This window comes from Desulfovibrio desulfopostgatei (genome assembly GCF_053570645.1).
Genome location: NZ_JBRBQS010000002.1, coordinates 1,287,113 through 1,308,724 on the forward strand (window position 1 = coordinate 1,287,113; position 21,612 = coordinate 1,308,724).

Sequence of the window (21,612 nt, forward strand, 5' to 3'; positions counted from 1 at the left end):
TGTCTTTTTCTCACTAGCTTTTTTGCAAAGTTGTTTTTTGGAGTGATTCAAAAAAAATGTTTGCGAAAAGGAATTTTCTTTGACGTATATTTTTTTCCTGATTGGTAACGATAGATTTGTGAAAATTGCTGTCTAAGCAGATATTTAATATGTCATGCGCAATGTCAGAATGTTGTATGCTCGTGTTAAACTGTAAGCCGGACTGTCCTAATAGGCTCGCTGTAGACTTGGTTTGCCGAGATACTATTGGCAAGTTGAATGAGAGCGCGTCAATGATTGATCCACTGTACCCTTCGTGGCTACACGCACTAAAAAAGAGCTTTGCTCTTTTATAAAGGTACTTTAGTTGTCTTTCGTTACAACTTTGCAAAAAAACAATCCTCGAGGCGTACTGGGAATATATGTTTTCGCGCAAAAAGCGTAAGTAATCCCAGTAACCGTTGATAAAAGGCCATCCCGCAATAACAAGACCTAGAGACGGGTGTCGCTTTGCAACTTCGGAAAAAATTTGAAGGGTTGTTTCATGATGCCTGTCCGGCCTGAAAGAACCAACGGAAAGGATAAATATTTCAGGGTGGTGACATTCCTCTTCATCTACTTTATCCCAATTCTTGCGCCAGAGTGAAGGAGGAAAACTCCCTAGCGATTGTGGAATGCCTGGTTTTGTCATAGTGAGCGCCAGGCGTTGAGGCAGAAATTCTGGACTTCCTTTAGGCAGAGTGCAGAAAAGTGTTTCTGTTGAGCATTTCGGCGAGTTTGAATTTTTGTCATAAATGCCAATGGGGCTTATGGCCACTATTCCATCGGGTGTTTGGCATGCTCCCCACTCTTCTAACAGGCTCAGGGATGCTTGCTTGTATAAGGATTGGGTTACAAGATTTTTAGTGTATTCTGATTCATAGCATATGCCGTCAAATTTCATTATCAGGTGTTGTTGATCTGCCAATTCTTCGAGTTTTCGTGCAAACTCAGCGTCAAATGCCTGATACCTTCTATAGTCAGGAAGGTGCATGTGGTAGAGAATTTTTTTACACGACAAGTTTGCAACGATCGATAGCGCTGGGCCCCCTTCTGCGAGTACAAAAAAAATAAGGTCTTCTTTTTTTGCATCATGGCAAAGATATTCAACTGGCTGTACTGATCTGCGCTGTATGTTGCTGTACTCGTGCGCATAAATTCTGAATGTAATATTATTTTTGTTTAGCAATACAGATAGTTGGCGGCACAGTGTTTGCGAGCCCTTCGAGTTTAAAGACCCAAAGACAATCTTCACCATCTGTTGTGCGGGCCAGATGAACCATCGTAACGGTATGTCATCTGGCAGATCGCCAGGGTTAATGTCTGGTTTGCTTGCTTCAAGTGTTTTTTGATCGGGGTACACACTGATAGGGTCATTAAAAAGAATAGTTGTCGAGCGCCATTCTCTGACAACAAGGTGCATAATGAGCGTGCGCCCTGCAATGTGAAATTTGTCGTTTTGCCAAAAGGTTTGTGTGGACTCTCCATTGAAAAATACTGTTAACCCTTTTTCCGAGTACGTTACGCGAACATCCACTGAAGTATTGCCAGTCAGGGGGTATTCCCACCAGCCAGAGTGTCCGTTGGGGTGGGAATGGTCATCCGCAGCATAAATATCCACAATGAAGACATTGCCTGATGTTAGGGCTTCTCCCTTTGGAAAAACTCGAAAAGTAATTTCGCCTTTGTCAGAAAATGCGAATTCGTTTTCGTCAATCACAAGATATGCGGGGGTGGGATGACTCATTTTTTCCATGTGTCTTTCCCTCTTTTGATGGCGCTCTGTGTTAGTTCAAGGTATTGTGAACCAGAGCTGACCGTGGGTTCTATTTGCGTGTTCTCGTGAAATTCATTGAAGGTAGAAATTATCATTATATCAGGTGGTTGAGGTAAGGTGTAGGCGGTGTCCCACATTCGGAGATAGACCTTGCCATCCTCACGCGGAACATTGCGGTGGGAATTCCACTGACGCGCGGATGCAACAAGCGCTGTGTCATCATAGCCAGGGGAAACCGTAAAGCACCGTATGTTTTGCTGCCCTGCGCTGGCATGGCTGTATGCTTCTCTCCAGAGTTTTTCTCGATGCTCCGGAGACGCCAATTCCAGCGGGGAAAATAGCGACCACCCATCAAACGCACCAAAGGTCAGTGCGGGCTCCTCATGCGGTGGGTACAAGCGAAGGCTGGAGGCTAACAAGGTAACGGATGCAGAGTGTTTTCGCAGATTTTTCAAAAATGCTACATCTCCATCGTACTGACCTGTCCAGAAAATTGAAAGGAGTGGTTTGCCGTTGAATTGTTGGTAGTTTGGATGACGAAACACCTTGCTGAATAGTGTCATCCAAATTTTTTCAAGTATCGCTTCAGTGCAATCGTAGAGACATAGCTGTAGACAAATTTTGACAGATGATTTCAAGTAGGCCGCTCGCTCCAGCATAAGGCTAAAAGCCTCCATTTCTCGCTGAATTGGGCCATTGCTATTAATGTGCAAGTTAAAGAAGAAAAAATCTAACCCCACATTCTCTGCCATATGCAAGTGTTGTTCAAGTATATCACCACTTGTAGAACTATAATAACCCAGTTGCGGCATTTCCGTTACTGTGCCAGTCTCAGCAGAGTCATTCCAGTGCTCGCTTCCCAGCCCATTCCCGTACCAGCCATAGTAATGGGCACCAAAAATAGGACCATCATTTAAGCTGGTTAGCTGCAAAGAATTTTTGTTTTTCCACGCGTCATGGGCGTCTTCCAATTCTTCTAGCAGTTCCTTTGCTGTGCGATCCCAGCTGTATTGCTGTGCCAGTTCACGACCGTGGACTCCCATTGCAGTGGCCTCCAGCGGGTGCTGTTTAAGCCACAATAGCTTTTCGGCTAGTGCATCTGCGTGGGGAGGAATGAGGAACGAGCAGCGGTCATCTACTACTTCAATATAACCGCCCTCGTTGACTGCAACCAATGGTTTTGCTGCAGCCATGGCCTCTAGTGCAACGATACCAAAAGGTTCTCTCACCGGCATGAAGACTACTGCCAATGCGCGTGAAAAGACTATCTGGATCTCGTGATTTGTGAGGTCTGAGAGAAAAAATGTTCTGTCATACACACCAAGGTCTTTAGCTTGGCGTATAAGTTCTTGCTTTTCTGGGCCATTCCCTACGATGTATAGTTGCATATTGTCCATCAAACGCATGCTTTGCAGAATTAGGTGGATACGTTTGTGGGGCCAAAGTTGTGCTACTGTAAGAATATACTCGCTGGCTATAGGTGGCAAAAAATCTTCAACAGTTACGCCAGGATAAACTACACGGCTTGCTTGTCTTCCATAAACTGATTCAATGTATGAAGCACAATATTCACTATTAGCAACAATGCGAAAAGGGTTTCCTGTCTTATCAAAAGATGATGCTGAGCGTAACATTGGTTGAAAAAAAGATTTACAGACATTGTCGTAATTATATTTTGGATAAATATGAACTCTTCTTTCTTCTTCACTGGTTATCGAAATGAGATCTTTATCGTTTTTTAAGTCATAAAGCATTCTAAGCGGCTCGTGGGGGTACCACACCGCAGGCTCTAAATCTAATAAATGTAGCGGCCACAGGTGGGTATTGTATACATCGTGCTGCCCAATTTCTCCGCTCCATAGTTTGGGCGTGAATGTGGCGTTTAGCAAAAAAGAATATGTGTTCCCTTCAATTTGAGGAGAAAGTGTGCGAAGTGCTACATCGCGGCCAATGCCGTGCTCCTCTAGCATCTCGGAGTTAAAACGTTCTGCATAAATTGTTATTTTATGCTTATGTTGCCAGCGCGTGATGCACTCTACGACAAGACGCTCTGCGCCGCCGTATTTGGATAGTTGTGGGATGACAACACCGATGTCCAACATGCTAAATCTTCCTGCCTATGTTATCTTTTCTCATTAGATGCATTTTAGACGCTACCTTTTTGGCACAAAAAACTTTCCCCCATCTTTTTTTTATTTTGTGGCGACGATGTGGTGTGCGCAATTTTTCTGTGCGAGTTCGTTCCGCGCTGTACGACAGCATGTTTGCCCTTTCATATGCGTCAACAACTTCTTTTGCAGATCCGATCATCATGATTTTTTTGTCTTCAATCCAGGCAGCTCGTGTGCAATACTGTTTTACACTCTCCAGGGCATGGGAAACCAAAATCATGGTAATTTCAGGGTTATTTTTAAAATTCTCAAAGACCTTGCCGCATTTTTGTTGAAAGCGGATATCACCGACTGCCAGAATTTCATCAAGTAGAAGAATTTCTGGCTTCAAATTGGCTACTATGGCAAATCCCAGTTTTGCATACATGCCGGATGAGTAAGTCCGGACTGGCTGGTCTATGAATTCTCCAATTTCCGCGAATTCAATTATTTTTTGCTCGTGGGCAAGAACTTCTTGCTTTGTTAACCCCATCAATACACCGTTCAGGAGGATGTTGGCTCGACCAGAAAGTTCAGGGTGGAAGCCCGCGCCCAGTTCCAGCAGGGGGGAAACCCGGCCGTTGATGTGCACACTCCCCTTGTCTGGCGTGAGAACTCCAGCAATGAGACCTAGCGTGGTCGACTTGCCCGCGCCATTTTTACCAATAAAACCAAATTTTTCCCCTTTGTGTATGGAAAAACTGATGCCTTCCAGTGCTGCTCTACGGCTATTGAGTTCTTTTATTGCCTGCGGAAGGTGGAATAAAAAACTTTTTATTCCACCAGTAATTTGATTGTATGATGGGTAGCTTTTATAGACATCGTCAAAGCGGATTACAGTGTCAGACATTAGAGGGCCTCTGCAAAACGATGCTGGAGTTTTTTAAAACATAAAAGTCCTAGAATGAGAAAAAATACTGCAAATAATACTGCAAAAGGCAAAAATTCTAAATTGATTGAATTTTCGAGTAAAAGGGATCTCCAGCAAATTATAATAGGAGCTGATGGGTTTGCTTTAAAGCACCAGTAATATTGCTCAGGAACCTGGGCCAGCGTGTACATTATTGGCGTGCCAAAAAAGGCAATTTGCGTAAGTATGACGGTCAAATTGCCGAGATCACGGAAGAAAAGATTTAGAGAGCCAAGAAAAAGTGAAATGCCATAGATTGTGACCAGCGTCAGAAGCAGCAAAAGCGGAATTCCTGCTAGCCAGATCAGACCGGGGCGAAGTCCGTCTGCGAGCATAAAAACAACATAAATTGGTAATGCTATGCAAAAATGCACCATGTTTTGCAGGTTCATCACAAGAGGGATAGCCTGCCGAGGGAAGGCCACTTTTTTTATCAGCGTGGGGTTGCCGCTAAAGCAGTGCGGCCCCTCATTGACGCAGTTGACAAACCATTGCCAAGGAAACATCGCTGCAAGCAGTGTTACCAAGTAGTGTTCTATCTGGAATCGCATGTAAATGTTGAATACAACATAAAATACCAGTGCTTGTGCCAAGGGGTTCAGTAAAGACCAAACAAAACCCAGCAAACTCCCCTTATACCGTACTGTAAGCTCCTTATGCAAAAGAACTGACAGCATGTCTCTGTACCACTGCCACTTTTCGTTCGGGATCATGCATTCTCCCGAATGATATAGGAAAATTTGCCACGGATACCAACAAATACAAGATCCTCAGGGTCAATACGTCGCAAAGGCAATGTCGGAAATTGCTTTTTTACAGCTTGTTGCGTCTGTTCCCATTGTTCTGGGTTGACCACCAGGCGCAGCTCCTTGGCTATCTGATTGGCAACAAGAATTTGAAAGTCATCAATGGGGCCGCATCGGTCAAGGATGTCCTGTACATAGTGTGTCGGGTAGCTTGAGCCATTGATGTTGACAGCATCGTGGGTTCTACCTGCAAGATGGGTAATCCACCAACCGTTGTTACGTTCTGCAAGCTTGCCAACGTCCCCCATGCGGTAGCGAATCAACGGCATTACCGGATTGCGAAGATTGGTGAACACGAGCTCAGTTGGTTCACTAGCTTTACTGTCAATGGTTTCTGGCCATACCAAGGAATCGGAAATGAGTAATTCATCGACAGGCCCTGTTGCCAGTTCTTGGGCCATAACCCCAAATTCGCAGGCTCCGTATCGATTGGACACTCGCGCCGAAAAGATTTTTTCTATAAGCACTCTTTGCTCTGCGGTGAGGAGTTCACCGGTTGAGACAAAAACTTCAAAAAGTCCTGGGGCTGTTTTGTTCTGTTTTTCAAGGTAACGGGCTAAAGCAAACATGGAGGAGGGGTGCCCTTGAACGAACACTGCTTTGGCGTTTTGCAAATCCTCCAGCAGGCGAAGTTGGGCTTGGTTTCCAAAACCCTCAGTGTAAATATTTTTGCGGTGTAGGACAAAACACTTTTTTGCTTCAACACTCGCCGCTTCAGGTGACATTGCTGCAAATAGGGTAGAGAGGTGGGCTTCTCTATGGTAGCGGCTTTTACCTCCCCATCCAAGCACCATGATGTTCTGCGCAGCTGTCCAGTCCAGCCCTTCCTGATCATAGTAAATCGTGGCAGCAAGACCTGTGGAGCTGCCTGTTTTTTGTTCGCGCACAATGGCATCCGCATGCGTGCTGCTGATAAGGCGGCACCCTTGCTCGCGCACTATATCTTTTGTCAGGAAAGGGATGTCTTCAAAATAGCGCATGTCTTTGCGAAGACATTCGGGATCAAAATTTAGCGAGGTGAAAAGATCTTGATAGTAAGGTACGGTTGCTTTTGCATGGGAAAGTACGCCAATAAGGCGTTCCTTCGCAATTGCCTTGCGTTGTGCAAAGGGGGCCGCAGCCTCTGCCCGAAGAATGCGCAACTTTGGAGTGATAAGGCGTTTTTGCATTCGCTCTGCCACCGGGTAGAGTAGCAGTACTTTGAGTAGTCCCTGAATGTTTTGGAGGTATCTATGCATAGGAAGTCTCGTTGCGTATGGTCTGGGGAAAAACTTCTTCAAGTATTTTTTCCATGCGCGTGAACCGGGCTTCCCATGAATGATGATGGCAGGCGGCATCAATCTCTTCCTGGTCTCGGCGAGCGCCATTGAGTACAGCTGTGATGGCGGTTTGAAAATCTTCAGGTGTGTCACAAGGGAAATACAATGATTCAAATTCCTTAAGGGCTGGAATTCTCGTGCAGATCACAGGTAGCCCCGCTGCCAGGAATTCAAAGAACTTCATGGGGAACATGGCGTCCGTGTAGTTGTTGCGTGCAATAGGCAAGACAGCCATTTCGCAATGTGCCATATAATAAGGCAGGTGCCCGTAGGTGCGTGGGCCCAACATGTGTATATTGGATCCTACTGGAGGTCGGCGGCTGTCTGGTTGCCCTTCGCCCTCCGGACCGATAAGAATCCAGTGCTGCTCAGGCATGTCGCGGGCGATGGATTCCATCAGGTCATAATTGATCTTGTACTCACTTAAGGCACCCACAAAGAGAAGCCGAGGGTGAGGAATCGCCGATAGTTCTGCTGGTTCAGCAGGTTTAAGCCTTGCAGTTTCAAAAAAAGCCTGGTCACAGACGTTGGGTTCATAGATGACGCGGGGAAAAAGAGTGGCCATGCGTTCGTAGAGAACCGGAGACGTTGCAAAACATAGTTGAGCAATAGTTCCTAAATTTTCTTCTGCGTTCTGAATTGTGTTGTGATCAATACGTGGGCTGGCTCCCAAATCGTCAACGCAGTGGTAAACAATGCCGGAATTGGGAATTTTTGAGCAAAGTTCTACAATGACGGGATTATATGTCCAGATCAATGGGCGAGGCATGCCAATGCGTGCTAAATAATACTTCACTTGAGCGCGCAACAGAGCTGCATCAAATGAACGCACAATAGAAATTGAATGGAACGGAAGAACGAGAGGTGAAATGCGCCACAGATTGGGCCGCACTTCATGAACTGTCGGCAAGGCTTTGACCAAGCGTTTTGCTATTCTTTTTAAATCACGCTTATGAAAGGTTGGTCGGCGTAGTCCTAACGAATCCAGATACAATACGCGATACCCTCGCTTATTAAACAGGGCCGCCATATGCTGCTTGTTCGTCCAGAAAGGATTGTCCCAATCTGCAGTTGAAATAAGAAGAATATCCTGCAAGTTAATCCTTCCCTGAAGGTGTACCGGATCAATTCTATCTTCAATAGCAACGCAAAATCTCTTTCATGTACTGTAGTTATCCTAGCACTTTTTAAAAATTCAGCAAGGAATGAAACCTCCCCGCAAAAACATTTAATAAGTAGAGGTGTTAGGAAAAATTACGGAGACCTTTGTAGTAAAATCTTTTTTCTGACAGCCATTGGGGCAAGTTTTTTGTGTTAAGCTAGAAATAGTAGATTCATTGAGGCTCTGCCTCTGTCGCCGTGTTGGGTAGCTTTGAAGGAGACAGGCTTTGTCTCTTCGGGTGTGGATGCCGTTGATAAGGAATCGCATCTCGACGGCTGGTTCGCTGCCACAAATACCTTATGAAGATTGTGGCAGATATTTGATCCTGCGTCTTGCAGGCATAAAGTGTGTAACAAAACAACAAAGCTGCTCAAGCACAATATTTTCCAGGCGTACAACAAAGGTATTTCCTATAAAGAAATCGCCGACAAGCACTGCATAGGCGTAGCCAGCGTAAGCGCTACTACCACCGATGATGCCGTGCAAGCCGTCACGGGCAAAACGTACATGTCCGCGCATTTTGGGCGTTGATGAGAATAAATTTACGTGTAGGGAGGGCATTCAACGAAGTTTTGTGATTTTTCGGCTATTTGATGTGGTTAAATGGCGCAGCTGCGCTGGTAAGCGCGTTTTTTTGTACTCGCTCAAGGCCGCCACAAAATTAAATGGTCTGTATTGATATGAATCATGCGTATCGGAGACTGGTACGGGGATGTTCCCCAATTCTCACACTGTTGCGGACGGGTTCCATGTGAGATTGTTAATGAATCATCACTATTCTGAGCTATGCAGAGTCATTGATGAAAAGCTCCTTGTTTATGAGCGTTGTGGCATGATGCGTCTTTTAATGACTCTGCGATATCGATTAACATGCGTGCAGAAAGAGCACTTGCGTATATACTTTGCCGCCAGTCTGGGCATTAAATCACTGTACGAATTTTTGTATGGAACAGTTGGTTTGTTTCGTGTGCGGGCGCAAAACATCGATTCCTGTCGAAGGTATCCTGATGAATTATTAAATAAAATTGATCAACTTCGAAAAAAGCCCTTCGCGCGTTGCGCGCTCTGGGCAAGGCATTGCATAATTCGCGGGAAGAAGTGGCCAGAATATTCCATTTTCCCCGGAATAACTGCATCACAGAAGGTTTTCACCGTAAGATGAAGCTGGTCCAGCGGCGTGCGTATGGGACTTTCGTAACTTCGAAAACTACCGCCTGCGTATGCGCGTTTTGTGCTGCTGAAATGGCTGGTGAATTGATCAGAAACCTGTCGGAAAGGCTGTTTGTTGAAGGGGTTTGCCTTGCCTTTCGTGTAGAGCCACTTTTGTAACTAACAGATAGAACAAAAGAAAAAAGGTTCGCGGTATAACCGCGAACCTGGATTTTCTGGTGGGCCATCAGGGACTCGAACCCCGAACCAACTGATTAAGAGTCAGCTGCTCTACCAATTGAGCTAATGACCCGCATTGCGTGAAGAGGTGTTTACGCAAATGGGGGGCAAGTGTCAAGCGGATACGATTTTTTTTTGTAAAATTATTTTGCGCGTCAGCCCATTACCTGTAAATATCGACGCGGCAGAACCGTTAAATTTCAGCTCTGGCCGGGGAGATTTTGCTTTGTGAATACCCCAAAAAAGCTTTTTGCCCAGTGAGGCATGGCAATCCAGCCACGGGTGCTTACTCGTGAATCCACTTAGTAAAATTATATAACCTGATTGGTGTGCCTGACAGGAGCGGGCATAAAAAGGCCGTGATACTGATTTAGCGAAGCGCAGTCTGTTAAAATGGCTCTGCACCAAAGCCGGGGCAAGCCGGATACCAGCGCAAGCTTACTTTTCTCTATGAGGTCACACAGCAAACAAAAAAAGGACCTGCATTTCTGCAAGCCCTTATTTTTTGCTGGTACCGGGAGCGAGACTTGAACTCGCAAGAGGTTGCCCTCGGCGGATTTTGAGTCCGCTGCGTCTACCAATTCCACCATCCCGGCAGACTGACCAAGACACATGGGCAATGCCGCATATGCATGGCGTGAGTGGCTTTGTAGCCCAAGGAGCGCCGATTCGTCAAGTCCTCAGAGCAGTTGGCTCTCTGATTGGGCCAAAAGCCGCCCGACACCTTGGTACAGCATTGGCGGGCTGAGAGTACGGGAATGACCATCAACATTGTATGGGAACGAAACGGATTTTTATTACGATCTGCCAGTCTTGGAGATTCAGAACCTTACTATGGACAGAATTACAATCCATTGGACAGAGAGCCTGTGAAAATGACAGGGTGCAAAGATAGTTTTACAAGATAAGAAGTCACTTCTTTTTTAGTAAATCTATTGATGCTGCTGACACGTATCTATTTTTACTCATAGCGTCAGTAGCGAATGCGTTGTGAGCGATATTGCCCTGTTTTTTGTAGTGCTCATTTTCGCATTGCTATTCTTCAAAATGCATATAGAGGAAGGGGCTTGGAACATGGGCAGTTCAGTCTATTTGTAGTTTTGTTTTTGATGAATTAAAGATCTCCTGTCTGCTGCTGATGCGTTTTGCCCATATGTGTGGTGTAAAAAACTTCAGATAACTCTGTTTGCGTCTGGATCGAACTTTTTATCAGGCTGGTACTTGAGTTACGGCTGTGCAAACACCCCTGAATACCTTGATTGTAGCAATCCGAAGCAGACAGTAGGGCAATTGCTCAATAGCGGGTGTCTCCCTATCGACAAGCTGATGCCCTTACGCTAACTTGATATACAGTTTTAGGCTGAATCATGTCGGCGGCATCTGCAACAGCAAGGTATTCCGTGATTTTTTATAGGATTTGTCGTGTCTTGCCTGTCTTTAAGGGCGGCGGGTCATGACAGCATCAGCGCCTTCAGGTTGGAGGCCCTCATTCGAGGCGGCGTGTCAGCGCCAGTCTGTTTCCCCTTCCCATCGCCTAGGCGGGAAGAGGGGGCTTTTTTATTGCTTGCCGTACCCCTTTCTTTTTTTCATATCTCCCCGCGTTTCTTCTTGTAGCAGTTTAGTTGCCCCGGTTCTCCATTCGATTGACCGCGCTGTTGGCCGCCTTGCAGCACAGCGCTGTTGGCGCTTTTGTCATATTACCCGCTCCACAACTTTGCGTTGTGCGGCGGGTTTTGTTTTGCGTTTTTGTACCGCAGCAAAGGGTACGATCAGGAGTATGCGCTATGTATGTAGCTGGAATTGATGTTGGTTCTGTGGCTGCAAAGGCCGTTGTGCTCGAGCTGCTGCCCAACAGCGGCTCGCAGGTTGCCGGTCGGGCAGTGCTGCCTACAGGCTGGAATACCGCCGAGGCGGGTGAATTTGCACTCAACAATGCCTGCGAGGCTGCCGCAATGGCACGCAGCGGTCTGAGGCATGTCACTGCCACGGGCTACGGGCGTATTGCCCTGCCTTTTGCCGACAAAACGGTTACGGAGATCAGTTGCCATGCGCGGGGCGCTGCGCATCTTTTCCCCCGCGCGGGGCTTGTGCTCGATATCGGCGGGCAGGACAGCAAGGTAATAAGCCTGGATATCCCGCGAGAAGCGGAGGCAGGCAGTCTGGATGCGGCAAGCGGTACGGGCAGCCTGGGCCCGCTCAAAACTGCGGGCAAACCGGGCGCAGTGCGCGATTTTTTGATGAACGACAAGTGCGCGGCAGGCACCGGGCGTTTTTTGCAGGTGCTCTCGGGCATTTTGAACATGCCGCTGGACGAACTGGGCAAGGCAGCCGCCACGGGCAAGCCGGTGGCCATTTCAAGCATGTGCGCCGTGTTTGCAGAAACAGAAATTGTGGGCCTGCTGGCCCGCAGTACGCCGCCGCAAGATATAGCAGCAGGGGTATTCCGCGCCATTGCCCGCAGAATGTGCGCCCTTGCACGGCGCATCCCCATGCAGGGGGAATGCGTGTTTACCGGCGGCCTGGCAACCAGCCCAGCCTTTGCCGCCATCCTTTCAGACGAACTCGGCCTGCCCGTTCAGGTGCCCCACGACCCGCAGACTGTGGGCGCGCTGGGGGCGGCCCTGATTGGCGCAGATTTGTGCGCGAAAAAAGACCGCGCTCTCAATACACAGCAATAACCTCAATAACCTCGCAAGGAAGGAAAGCATCATGAAGTGTGCCAGCTTTGACCGCATTATTACTGCTTTTGAAAAAAACGCTCTGGCAGTGCAGGAGGCCAAGAGGGAAGGCAAAAAAGTTGTGGGGCAGTACTGCCTGTACAGCCCTTCTGAAATAGCGGTGGCCGCCGGGGCCATCCCCGTTTCTTTGTGCGGCACCCGCAACGATTCCATCCCCGCGGCAGAAGAAATGCTGCCCCGCGCTCTTTGCCCGCTCATCAAGAGCAGCTTCGGCTTTGCCCTTAAAGACAGTTGCCCCTACCTGAGCGCCGCTGATGTGGTGGTGGCCGACACCACCTGTGACGGCAAAAAGAAAATGTACGAGCTGCTTGCAGCCTACAAACCCGTTTTTCTGCTGCAACTGCCACAGGTGCAGAATGATGACGCCCTCGCTTACTTGCGGCACCAGTTTGAGCTGCTCATCGCCTATCTGGAAAAAGAATTTGACGTATCCATCACAGAGCAGAAGCTGCGCGACGCCATCAAGCTCATGAACCGCGAACGCCTGGCCCTCAAGGCCGTTATGGATCTGGCAAAGCGCAAGCCCTCGCCCATTACGGGCATGGAACTGCTGGAAATCGGGTTCAAAACGTCCTTCTTCCCCGACAAGGAAAAAGGCATCTCCATGATGCTGGAACTGGCGGAGGAGTTGGGCAAAATGGCCGATGCGGGCCAGGCCGGCGTTGCCGCAAGCGCGCCACGCATACTGCTGACGGGCGTTCCTGTGGGCATGGGGTCGCACAAGGTTGTGCGCCTGATCGAAGAATGCGGCGGCAGCGTGGTTTGCCTTGATAACTGCTCCGGCTACAAGAAAACCCGCGTGATGATGGACGAGCAGGGCGACCCGCTGACCGAGATGGCCCGCCGTTATCTGGACGTGCCCTGTGCCGTTATGTCGCCCAATCCCCGCCGGTATGAAGCCATCAAGGAACTGGCGGCAGATTTTGCGGTGGATGCTGTGGTTGACCTGACCTGGCAGGGTTGCCAGACCTATGCGGTGGAATCGTCCTCCCTCAAAAAATTTGTTCAGGAATCCTTGCAGTTGCCCTTCCTGCAAATCGAAACAGACTACTCTGAAACGGATACGGAACAGCTCAAGGTTCGCATAGAGGCGTTTATCGAAATGCTGTAAAAGTAGCGGCTACTCTCGCCAGCATCAGGCGGCCCGCGCTGCTCCCGAATGTAATTACGGGGCAGGGCAGGCCGCCTGATTTTTTTTTTGCGGATGCGCATGCGCTTGGGGTCTCAGATTATGGTCTTGGCAGTCTCAGCTTCTCTTTTTGCGCATTTGTAATGGTACATCTTAACGTCTGCCCGCGAAATGGTATCGTCAATGCTGCCATCCTGCTCCGGGTCAAATTGCGCAATACCGTACGAAAAGCACAGGCAGAAGTTTCCAATGGTAACTTGTCGTCCTCCACGCAAATTTCAGCAACCTTTTTTTCTGTTGCGTCCAGGCTGGCGTTGAACAGCAATGTAACAAATTCATCACCGCCAATGCGGTATGTTGAGCCCTGAGTCCTGAAATTTTTCATAAGGAGCTGGGCAAGGGCCCTGATGTGCTCATCGCCCGCCGAGTGACCAAACTGGTCGTTGATGGCTTTAAGTTTGTTCAGGTCGCACGACACCACAGTTATGTTTTTTTGCTGCTCTGTGCCGCGTAGCTTGTGGGTGTCCAGCTCAAAGGCGTTGCGGTTCATTGCGCCTGTGAGCAAGTCTGTATATGCGAGCCATTGATAGAGCGGAATGGAAAAACTGCGAATCAGCACAATGGCCACAAAGCCAACGCCAATGGCAACGCAAATGGAGGCAATGATGTAATACCGCTGGGAGCTTGCGGTATTTTCAGCAAAATATTCTCCGTCAAATTCGATAACAAGAGCGCCAACCGTGACTCCGTTGCTCTTGATCGGTTCGCAAGACGGAATAATCATGCCCCATGATGTCTTAAGGATTTCTGTTCCATGAAAAACATCTCCATCCAGACATTTGTTCACAGCGGGGAGAATTTCGGCTTCTATGAGCGAACCGCAGGCACGAAAATCTTCTGAATCCCGTGGCAGGCCATCAACAACATATATGGCGTTGCCTTCAGAATCGCGCTTTGCCGTGTAGAGATACCTGACGGCGGTTATTTTACGAACATCGTCAAGCTCTTGCTGCACCTTATTGTAAAGGTGCGAGTCCACATCTTTGTCATCATAAATTGCAGTGAAGTTTTCTGGCGGTATGCGGTCAAGCAAGAGAGAAAAAATGGCGTCTGACCTCATGGTTGTTATGAGTTTTAAATCAAGATTTCTGTAATAATAGAAAATTGAAGTTATCAATGCCGCAGTTATTATTATGGAAATAACAACGAGAGAGAGTAATTTTAACTCTGCGCGTGAGAATGTTTTATCAAATTTGTTCCTGTCCGTTGATTCTGTATAGTACTTCTTGAGCATATCAGATTCCCTTGAAATAAATGCGATGATGACTTCTCAATTTATACGCTACAATAAACGTTATTTGATATCAAGCTTCTCAACTTTTTGAAATAATTATCTTATAATAAACAGGATATTGAAGTAAAAAATTTTATGAGTCAAATTGGTTGCGTAAATATAAGTTAATTTAATCTGCAAATATTAATATCGAAAGTGTGGTTGAAGCCATTGGCAGCTCGCATAAGTAACCACGCAGTTACGGTTCTTGCTTGGGTAGGATGTGCATGTCGCAGGTGAACTGCGGTATGGGCAGCGCGAGCGATGGCAAAAGGATGAGATTGTGAAAAAGTGTTTTTTTGCACTGTTGCAAAAAAACACTTTTTCAAATTATATTTTAAATTTAGTATGTTATAAAAAATATGTTGCAAATTTACAACAATGAGAAAGGGCGGCTGGTTCTGAGATTTGGGAGATATATTTAAAAAATATAAATATTACATATAGTTAATTAAAGTGGCACGGATGATGCTCATAGGTGGTCATTGAGATGAATATCACAAGCATCTCGCTTGAACATAATCACATTCAGGAGTTTCATCATGAGTCAGTGCGGTTGCTGCATGTCCCCCCAGGAAGAACGCGTTGTCAATAAAAGCGTTGACCGTAAAGGGCGCGAGCGCGTTTACGGCATTCTGGAACAGAACCAGTTCAGCCTTCCCCACGTGGACGTTGAGCGCGCCAAGTATTTCACCGAATCCATGCGCGAAACCGAAGGCGAACTGCTGACCCTGCGCTGGGCCAAGGCCCTGAAAAACGTGGCCGAAAAAATCACCGTCTACATTACCCCCAACCAGCTTATTGCTGGCCGCGTGGGCAAGTTTGGCCGTTACGGCATTCTGTATCCTGAAATCGACGGCGACTTTTACCGCGAAGTGCTGGCCGACCTGGAGCATCGCGACAAGAGCCCCTTCCAGATCTCGCAGGAAGACATCAAGGTTGTTATGGAAGAGATTGCTCCCTACTGGGAAGGCAAGACCTACCATGAACACCTCAACAAGACCCTGCCCGCCGAAATCCGCAACGTCACCTATGTGGACGAACGCGGCCTCAAGTCCAAATTCGTGGTGAGCGAAACCTCGTCCTACCGTTCGGCCCTTCAGTGGGTGCCGGACTACGAAAAGGTCATCAAGCGCGGCTTCCTCGATATTCAGAAAGAAGCCCGCGAAAAGCTTGCCACTCTTGATCTGACCAACTCCGTTGATCTGTGGGACAAAAAGCCCTTCCTCGAAGCCATGATCATCGTGTGCGACTCCATCATGATCTGGGCCAAGCGCCACGCTGATCTGGCCCGCGAACTCGCCGCCAAGGAAGGCGACTCCAAGCGCAAGGCCGAGCTGCTCCAGATCGCCGAAACCTGCGATCACGTGCCCGCCCATCCTGCCCGCAGCTTCCGCGAAGCCATGCAGTGCCAGTGGTTTGTGCAGATGTTCTCGCGCATTGAACAGAAGGCCAGCGCCATCATTTCCAATGGCCGCATGGATCAGTACCTGTACCCCCTGTACAAAAAAGATATTGAAGAAGGCAACATCACCCGCGAAGAAGCCAAGGAACTGCTCGAATGCATGTGGGTGGACATGGCCCAGTTCATCGACCTGTACATCAACCCCACGGGCGTTGAATTTCAGGAAGGCTACGCCCACTGGGAAGCCGTGACCATCGGCGGCCAGACCCCCGATGGCGAAGACGCCACCAATGATCTCACCTATCTGTTCCTTGAATCCAAGCGTGAGTTCCCGCTCAACTACCCCGACCTTGCAGAGGTGGCCCCCTTGTTCGGACAGGAAACAGCGGTTCCTTAGCTTGTCTTTTTCCTCATTAGGCTGCCTTTACTAGTCCCTGATGGTAGCAGCGCTCTGGAGTTGTCCCGTCCAGGCTGCTGTGCGGACGAGTCTGATTGTAAAAGCTGATCCATCTGCCGATACCCTCGCGGGCTTCCGAGCCAGTTTCGTAAGCGTTCAGATACACATTTTCGTATTTGAGCGAGCGCCAGAGACGTTCAATAAACACGTTGTCCAGCCAACGGCCTCGGCCGTCCATGGAGATGCGGATTCCATTGTTCCGCAGGACGTTTGTAAAGGCAACGCTGGTAAACTGACTACCCTGATCCGTGTTGAAGATATCTGGTGTGCCGTATTTTTCCAAGGCTTCTTCCAGGGCCACAATGCAAAAATCCGCTTCCATAGTGTTTGAGAGCCGCCAGGACAATACTTTGCGGCTGTGCCAGTCCATGATGGCGACCAGGTATAGAAACCCCTTACGCATTGGAATGTACGTTATATCCGAGCACCAGACCTGGTTGCTCCGGGCTATGGTCAGGTCGCGCAACAGGTAGGGGTACCGTTTATGCTCCGGGTTCGGCACGCTGGTTTTCGGTTTCTGGTATATTGCCATGAACCCCATCAGCCGCATCAGGCGGCGGACGCGCTTTCTGCCGACGCAGTACCCCAGTGACACAAGATAGCGGCACATTTGCCGCACTCCAAAAAACGGCCATTCGGTGAAAGCCCGGTCGATTTCCTGCATCAATGTGCGGTTTATGGCCGATTCTCCGGCTTTTTCGTAATACAAGCTGGAACGAACGACTTTGAGCAGGCGACACTGCCGGACGACGCTGAGCTGCGCATGGCCCGGATTGACCATGCTTTGCCTGCGGGAGACGCTCACCGCTTCCCCCAGGCCTCGGCTAAAAAATCTCGTTCCACAGTAAGCTGACCGATTTTGGCATGAAGTACCTGGAGTTGTTTTTCCTTTCTGGCCTCTTCGGTCTTGATTTCACCGGCAAAGATGCCCGCGGCCGACTCCTTGAGCTGCTTCACCCATTTGTGGATGAGTGTCTGATGAACGCCGAATTCTGAACTGAGTTCAGCGATGGTCTTATCGCCGGAAAGAGCAGTCAGGGCCACTCGGGCCTTGAAAGCCGGGGCATGATTCTTTCGCTTGGACATGTGTGTTCTCCTCGTCTGGTTGAGTAGCTATCACACCTGTCCGATTTTTGGGGAGCACCTCTTGCCGCGCGTATCCATTCCCGTTCGCCCGAACGCTTCCTGCGCGAAGTGGCCCTGACCATCAAGGACGGCTCCGGCTTCCCCAAGCTTATCAACGATGAAGAAGTGGTGTTCCTCAACACCATCAAGGGTTGCCCTGTCAACGAAGCTCTGGACTACGCAGTTTCCGGCTGCACAGAAACGCGCATGCCCAACCGCGATACCTACACCTCCGGTTGCGTGTACGTGAACTTTGCCACCGCCCTTGAAATGACCATGTACAATGGCCGCATGCAGCACTACGGCGATGAGGTTGTGGGCCTTGAAACGGGCGAAGCGACTTCCTTCAAGAGCTGGGAAGACTTTTACGAAGCTTACAAGGCCCAGCACCTCAACCTGCTGCGCAAGGCCTTCCAGCAGCAGCATGTGGTGGACAAGCTGCGCCCGCAGCACTTTGCCGCGCCGCTTTCTTCCGTGCTGCACAACCTGTGCATGGAAAACCTCATGGATCTGCACTGCGAAAAGATCCCCGGCGGCGTGGATTACTCCTACTTTGAATTCCTGGGCTACGGCACCGTGGTGGACTCCCTTGCCGCCATCAAAAAACTGGTGTTTGAAGAAAAGCGCCTGAGCATGAAAGAAGTGGTGGAAGCCTGCAAGGCCGACTTCAAGGGCGCCGAACCCGTGCGCGAAATGCTGCGCAACGCTCCCTGCTACGGCAACAACGATCCCTATGTGGACAGCATAGCCAAGGACGTTGACCGCTTCACCCAGGTGGAAGCCGAAAAAAGCTCCCGCGATCGCGGCGTGCATGTGGACGTGCGCTACGTGCCCATCACCTCGCATGTGCCCTTTGGCAAGGTGGTTTCCGCCACGCCCAACGGCCGCCATGCCTGGACTGCGCTTTCCGACGGTTCTTCCGCTTCGCATGGCGCGGACAAGAACGGCCCCACCGCGGTCCTGCTTTCCAACTACCATTCCAAAAACTACGGCATGACCAACCGCGCTTCCCGCCTGCTGAACATCAAGTTGTCGCCCAAGTGCGTTTCCGGCGATGAAGGCACCGAGAAGATCGTGAACCTTATCCGTACCTGGTGCGACCTCAAGCTGTGGCACCTGCAGTTCAACATCGTGAACAGGCAGACCCTGCTCAACGCCCAGAAGGAACCCGACAACTACCGCAGCCTGCTGGTGCGTATTGCAGGGTACAGCGCGTACTTCTGCGATCTTTCCCGCGACTTGCAGAACGACATCATCGACCGTACCGAACACGCCCAGTTCTAACATATCGCCGCGAGGGGCTTTTGCCGGACTGCGTCAAGTTTCTTGCCGGATACCAAGGGCCCCTCGCAGCGATACTCTCCAAAACCCTCAAACAAACAGACTGTCAGGGGAGGGGGCAAGCCCTCTCCCGCAAATTTCAACGCGGAAATCAGCCGGTTAACAGAGCGCAAGCCCGCCATCTGCTCCTGATTTCTGACCTCGTTGACCTTGCCAACGCTCCGGGGGGAGGGGAGCAATCCCTTCCCCCTTTGAATTTCCTCCAACGGCGCGCCAGGGCTGGCCGCACACCAAGGATGACCCCATGACTGACGCACAAGTACAAGGTGTTGTTTTTAATATACAGAAGTTCAGCGTGCACGATGGCGAAGGTATCCGCACCCTGGTTTTCCTCAAGGGCTGCCCTCTGCGTTGCCGTTGGTGCAGCAACCCGGAGTCGCAGAATCTCCATCCCGAGCATGCCTTCAATCCCTCGCGCTGCCTTACTGCCCAGGTCTGCGGGCGTTGCCTCAACGCCTGTACATCGGGTGCGCTCAGCCTCGTGGATGGCCTGATTGCGCATGACCGCAGCAAGTGCAGCGAATGCTTTGCCTGTGTGCGTGCGTGCCCCTCGGGCGCGCAGAGCGTATACGGCGAAACCATGTCTGTGCGGCAGGTGCTCGATAAAGTTGAAGAGGATGGCGTGTTTTATCACCGTTCCGGCGGCGGCATGACCCTCTCCGGCGGCGAGGCCCTCATGCAGCACGAGTTTGCCAATGCCCTGCTGCGCGAGGCCCGCAAGCACCACATCAATACCACCATAGAAACCTGCGGTTGCTATCCTTACGAGCATCTGCATGAGGCCTGCAAGCACCTGAACAAGCTGATTTTTGACATAAAGAGCCTTGACCCTGTGCAGCACAAAAAACATACGGGCGTGGATAATATGCTGATTTTGCGCAATTTTGCACGAGTCTGCGAGGACTTTCCCCAATTGCCCATACTTGCGCGCACCCCGGTGATACCCGGATTCAATGACACCGAGGATGATATTCTGGCTATCCGCGAGTCGATCCCCCGGCGGCCCAATATCCAGTATGAACTGTTGGGATACCACCGCATGGGGCAACCCAAGTATAGCTATCTTGGTCGTCAGTATGAACTGGAAGGCGCAAAGCTTGATGAAGCAAAGATGGAGCGCTTGAAAAAAATTGCTTCTTAGTACTGAAATTATTATTTTTTTAAATTTGAGCGCCAGGGGCTTGCGGCCCTGGCGCTTTGTTTTTTGGGATGAACGCTGGCGGTTGTGTAAAATTGCACAGCAAGTTATTTGGTGTGTGTTTTTTTGCACATGTTAGCTGCCCTCTGTTCATACAACATACCTATTTATAACAATAAAATATGAATTTCTGGTTTGTTGCAATTTTGCAACAAGATGGTATGCGTGGAAGTTCTTCATGAATAATTCCTATTCCTGATTAAAATACATAATTATTTTATATAGTTATGAAATATTTTTCACTGGTTTTTGCCATTTGTAATCAGACTGAGGGCAGTGCGCAGATCCATTTGTGAGTGCGGGTATCCAGTGTAGTTTTGAAGAAATATATTTTTTTGCCATGTTTTTTATAACATATCGAAATTAAATATATTTTTTAATAATATCGATTGTTAACACCATTAACGCGCCTGTTTTTGCACTCAATTTCACAATAGGCACGCTTCTTGCCTTTAGGGATGCATAGCCGCGAGGCACAATTTTTATTCCTAAAGGAATGCTTCATGAACATCATTGATTTCCGTTTTCGCCCCAGCACCCCTGACGCCGTTAAGGGAATGCTTTCCAACAAAGTGTTCGGCGGCATGTTTGAACTTTTCAAATACGCGGACCGGGCCAAGCCAGAGCCCATTGAAAAGATCGTTGCCGACATGGAAAAGCAGGGTGTGGTCAAAGGGGTTGTGACAGGGCGTGACGCTGAAACCACCTATGGTCTTGGATCCGCCAATCCCGGTATTCTTGAGCTCATGCGCCAGTACCCGGACAAGTTCATCGGCTTTGCCGGTCTTGATCCCCACAAGGGCATGGACGCCACAGCCGAGCTTACAAACATGGTGAACAAGGGCATGCGCGGCGCGGCCATTGACCCGTATCTTGCGCGCATTCCTGCCAGTCATGCCAAGTATTATCCCATCTACGCCAAATGCTGCGAACTTGACGTGCCCATCGTCATCACCACCGGCCCCGCCACTCTGGTGGACGGTGCGGTTATGGACGATGCCCACCCCCGGCACATCGATCGCATCGCCGCCGACTTTCCCAAGCTCAAGATTGTTATCAGCCACGGCTGCTACCCCTGGGTGAGCGAGGTCATCATGACCGTGCACCGTAACCGCAACGTGTACATCGACCTTGCGGAATACGAGGAACAGCCCTTCTCCGAGGGCTACATCAAGGCCGCCAATACCCTCATCGGCGACAAGGTGCTCTTTGCCAGCGCCGCGCCATTTATGGATTTTCAGGAGCAGATCGAGCTGTACAAGCGGCTCCCCTTTACGCCGGAAACGCTTGAAAACGTCATGTACAACAACGCGGCGCGTCTGCTCAATCTTTAATGATTGCAGGCGCAGGTCGTG

General features: G+C 49.3%; 14 protein-coding genes, 2 tRNA genes and 3 pseudogenes. 9 read left to right on the forward strand and 10 right to left on the reverse strand.

From position 1 onward, the window contains the following. Positions 1-13 precede the first annotated feature (13 nt). The 6 genes from ACUZ9Q_RS05760 to ACUZ9Q_RS05785 form a co-directional block, all read right to left on the reverse strand. The gene (locus ACUZ9Q_RS05760) at positions 14-1,774 is read right to left on the reverse strand and encodes a glycosyltransferase (protein WP_449247490.1); all 1,761 of its coding nucleotides are present in this window, start codon (positions 1,772-1,774) and stop codon (positions 14-16) included. Then, positions 1,762-3,897, reverse strand: a complete 2,136-nt coding sequence (locus ACUZ9Q_RS05765) for a glycosyltransferase (RefSeq protein WP_449247491.1) — start codon at positions 3,895-3,897, stop codon at positions 1,762-1,764. Before ACUZ9Q_RS05765 ends, ACUZ9Q_RS05760 begins: the two co-directional genes overlap by 13 nt. A 1-nt stretch (position 3,898) precedes the next feature. Next, positions 3,899-4,795, reverse strand: coding sequence for an ABC transporter ATP-binding protein (locus ACUZ9Q_RS05770; RefSeq protein WP_449247492.1), 897 nt, complete (start codon positions 4,793-4,795; stop codon positions 3,899-3,901). Next, positions 4,795-5,568, reverse strand: a complete 774-nt coding sequence (locus tag ACUZ9Q_RS05775; protein ID WP_215647666.1) for an ABC transporter permease — start codon at positions 5,566-5,568, stop codon at positions 4,795-4,797. Before ACUZ9Q_RS05775 ends, ACUZ9Q_RS05770 begins: the two co-directional genes overlap by 1 nt. Next, a complete protein-coding gene (locus tag ACUZ9Q_RS05780) occupies positions 5,565-6,830 on the reverse strand; it encodes a hypothetical protein (protein WP_449247493.1) in 1,266 nt (421 codons plus the stop codon). The genes ACUZ9Q_RS05775 and ACUZ9Q_RS05780 overlap by 4 nt, the downstream gene beginning before the upstream one ends. A gap of 61 nt (positions 6,831-6,891) precedes the next feature. Continuing rightward, positions 6,892-8,076, reverse strand: coding sequence for a glycosyltransferase (locus tag ACUZ9Q_RS05785; RefSeq protein ID WP_449247494.1), 1,185 nt, complete (start codon positions 8,074-8,076; stop codon positions 6,892-6,894). Positions 8,077-8,487: 411 nt separating this feature from the next. On the opposite strand from ACUZ9Q_RS05785, the gene ACUZ9Q_RS05790 reads away from it, so the two are divergent. From ACUZ9Q_RS05790 to ACUZ9Q_RS05800, 3 genes and pseudogenes are all read left to right on the forward strand, one after another. Further along, entirely contained in the window at positions 8,488-8,673 is a 186-nt protein-coding gene (locus ACUZ9Q_RS05790; protein WP_449247495.1) for a hypothetical protein, read from the forward strand. Between the two features lie 181 nt (positions 8,674-8,854). Beyond that, positions 8,855-9,304 carry a transposase gene (locus tag ACUZ9Q_RS05795; protein WP_449247496.1) on the forward strand — a complete coding sequence of 150 codons (450 nt, stop codon included), beginning with the start codon at positions 8,855-8,857 and terminating at the stop codon, positions 9,302-9,304. After that, positions 9,193-9,471, forward strand: a pseudogene (locus tag ACUZ9Q_RS05800) (transposase); the annotation flags it as partial. The gene ACUZ9Q_RS05795 and the pseudogene ACUZ9Q_RS05800, both read left to right, overlap by 112 nt. A 57-nt stretch (positions 9,472-9,528) precedes the next feature. Here the strand turns inward: ACUZ9Q_RS05800 and ACUZ9Q_RS05805 are convergent. Beyond that, positions 9,529-9,604: transfer RNA gene (locus ACUZ9Q_RS05805), tRNA-Lys, on the reverse strand. A gap of 436 nt (positions 9,605-10,040) precedes the next feature. Continuing rightward, positions 10,041-10,127: transfer RNA gene (locus ACUZ9Q_RS05810), tRNA-Leu, on the reverse strand. Between the two features lie 1,188 nt (positions 10,128-11,315). Between ACUZ9Q_RS05810 and ACUZ9Q_RS05815 the strand changes: the two genes are divergently transcribed. Continuing rightward, entirely contained in the window at positions 11,316-12,209 is an 894-nt protein-coding gene (locus ACUZ9Q_RS05815; RefSeq protein WP_449247497.1) for an acyl-CoA dehydratase activase, read from the forward strand. A gap of 31 nt (positions 12,210-12,240) precedes the next feature. Then, complete coding sequence (locus ACUZ9Q_RS05820) at positions 12,241-13,380, forward strand: double-cubane-cluster-containing anaerobic reductase (RefSeq protein WP_449247498.1); 1,140 nt, start codon at positions 12,241-12,243, stop codon at positions 13,378-13,380. A gap of 118 nt (positions 13,381-13,498) precedes the next feature. On the opposite strand, the gene ACUZ9Q_RS05825 is transcribed toward ACUZ9Q_RS05820, so the two are convergent. Continuing rightward, positions 13,499-14,692 (reverse strand): GGDEF domain-containing protein, encoded by a 1,194-nt coding sequence (locus ACUZ9Q_RS05825; protein WP_449247499.1) that lies wholly within the window; start codon positions 14,690-14,692, stop codon positions 13,499-13,501. Between the two features lie 581 nt (positions 14,693-15,273). On the opposite strand from ACUZ9Q_RS05825, the pseudogene ACUZ9Q_RS05830 reads away from it, so the two are divergent. Next, a pseudogene (locus ACUZ9Q_RS05830) lies at positions 15,274-16,491 on the forward strand (pyruvate formate lyase family protein); the annotation flags it as partial. Between the two features lie 58 nt (positions 16,492-16,549). Here the strand turns inward: ACUZ9Q_RS05830 and ACUZ9Q_RS05835 are convergent. After that, positions 16,550-17,679 (reverse strand): IS3 family transposase gene (locus ACUZ9Q_RS05835; protein ID WP_209818423.1). Its coding sequence is split into 2 segments (ribosomal slippage): positions 16,550-17,416 and positions 17,419-17,679, totalling 1,128 coding nucleotides; the frame shifts between segments, so codons are not numbered across the junction. 60 nt (positions 17,680-17,739) lie between these two features. On the opposite strand from ACUZ9Q_RS05835, the pseudogene ACUZ9Q_RS05840 reads away from it, so the two are divergent. From ACUZ9Q_RS05840 to ACUZ9Q_RS05850, 3 genes and pseudogenes are all read left to right on the forward strand, one after another. Next, positions 17,740-19,002 (forward strand): annotated as a pseudogene (locus ACUZ9Q_RS05840) (pyruvate formate lyase family protein); the annotation flags it as partial. A 301-nt stretch (positions 19,003-19,303) separates the two neighbouring features. Further along, positions 19,304-20,200, forward strand: coding sequence for a (2S)-3-sulfopropanediol dehydratase activating enzyme (hpsH, locus tag ACUZ9Q_RS05845; RefSeq protein WP_449247500.1), 897 nt, complete (start codon positions 19,304-19,306; stop codon positions 20,198-20,200). 560 nt (positions 20,201-20,760) lie between these two features. Continuing rightward, positions 20,761-21,591 (forward strand): amidohydrolase family protein, encoded by an 831-nt coding sequence (locus ACUZ9Q_RS05850; RefSeq protein ID WP_449247501.1) that lies wholly within the window; start codon positions 20,761-20,763, stop codon positions 21,589-21,591. The last annotated feature ends 21 nt before the right edge of the window (positions 21,592-21,612 follow it).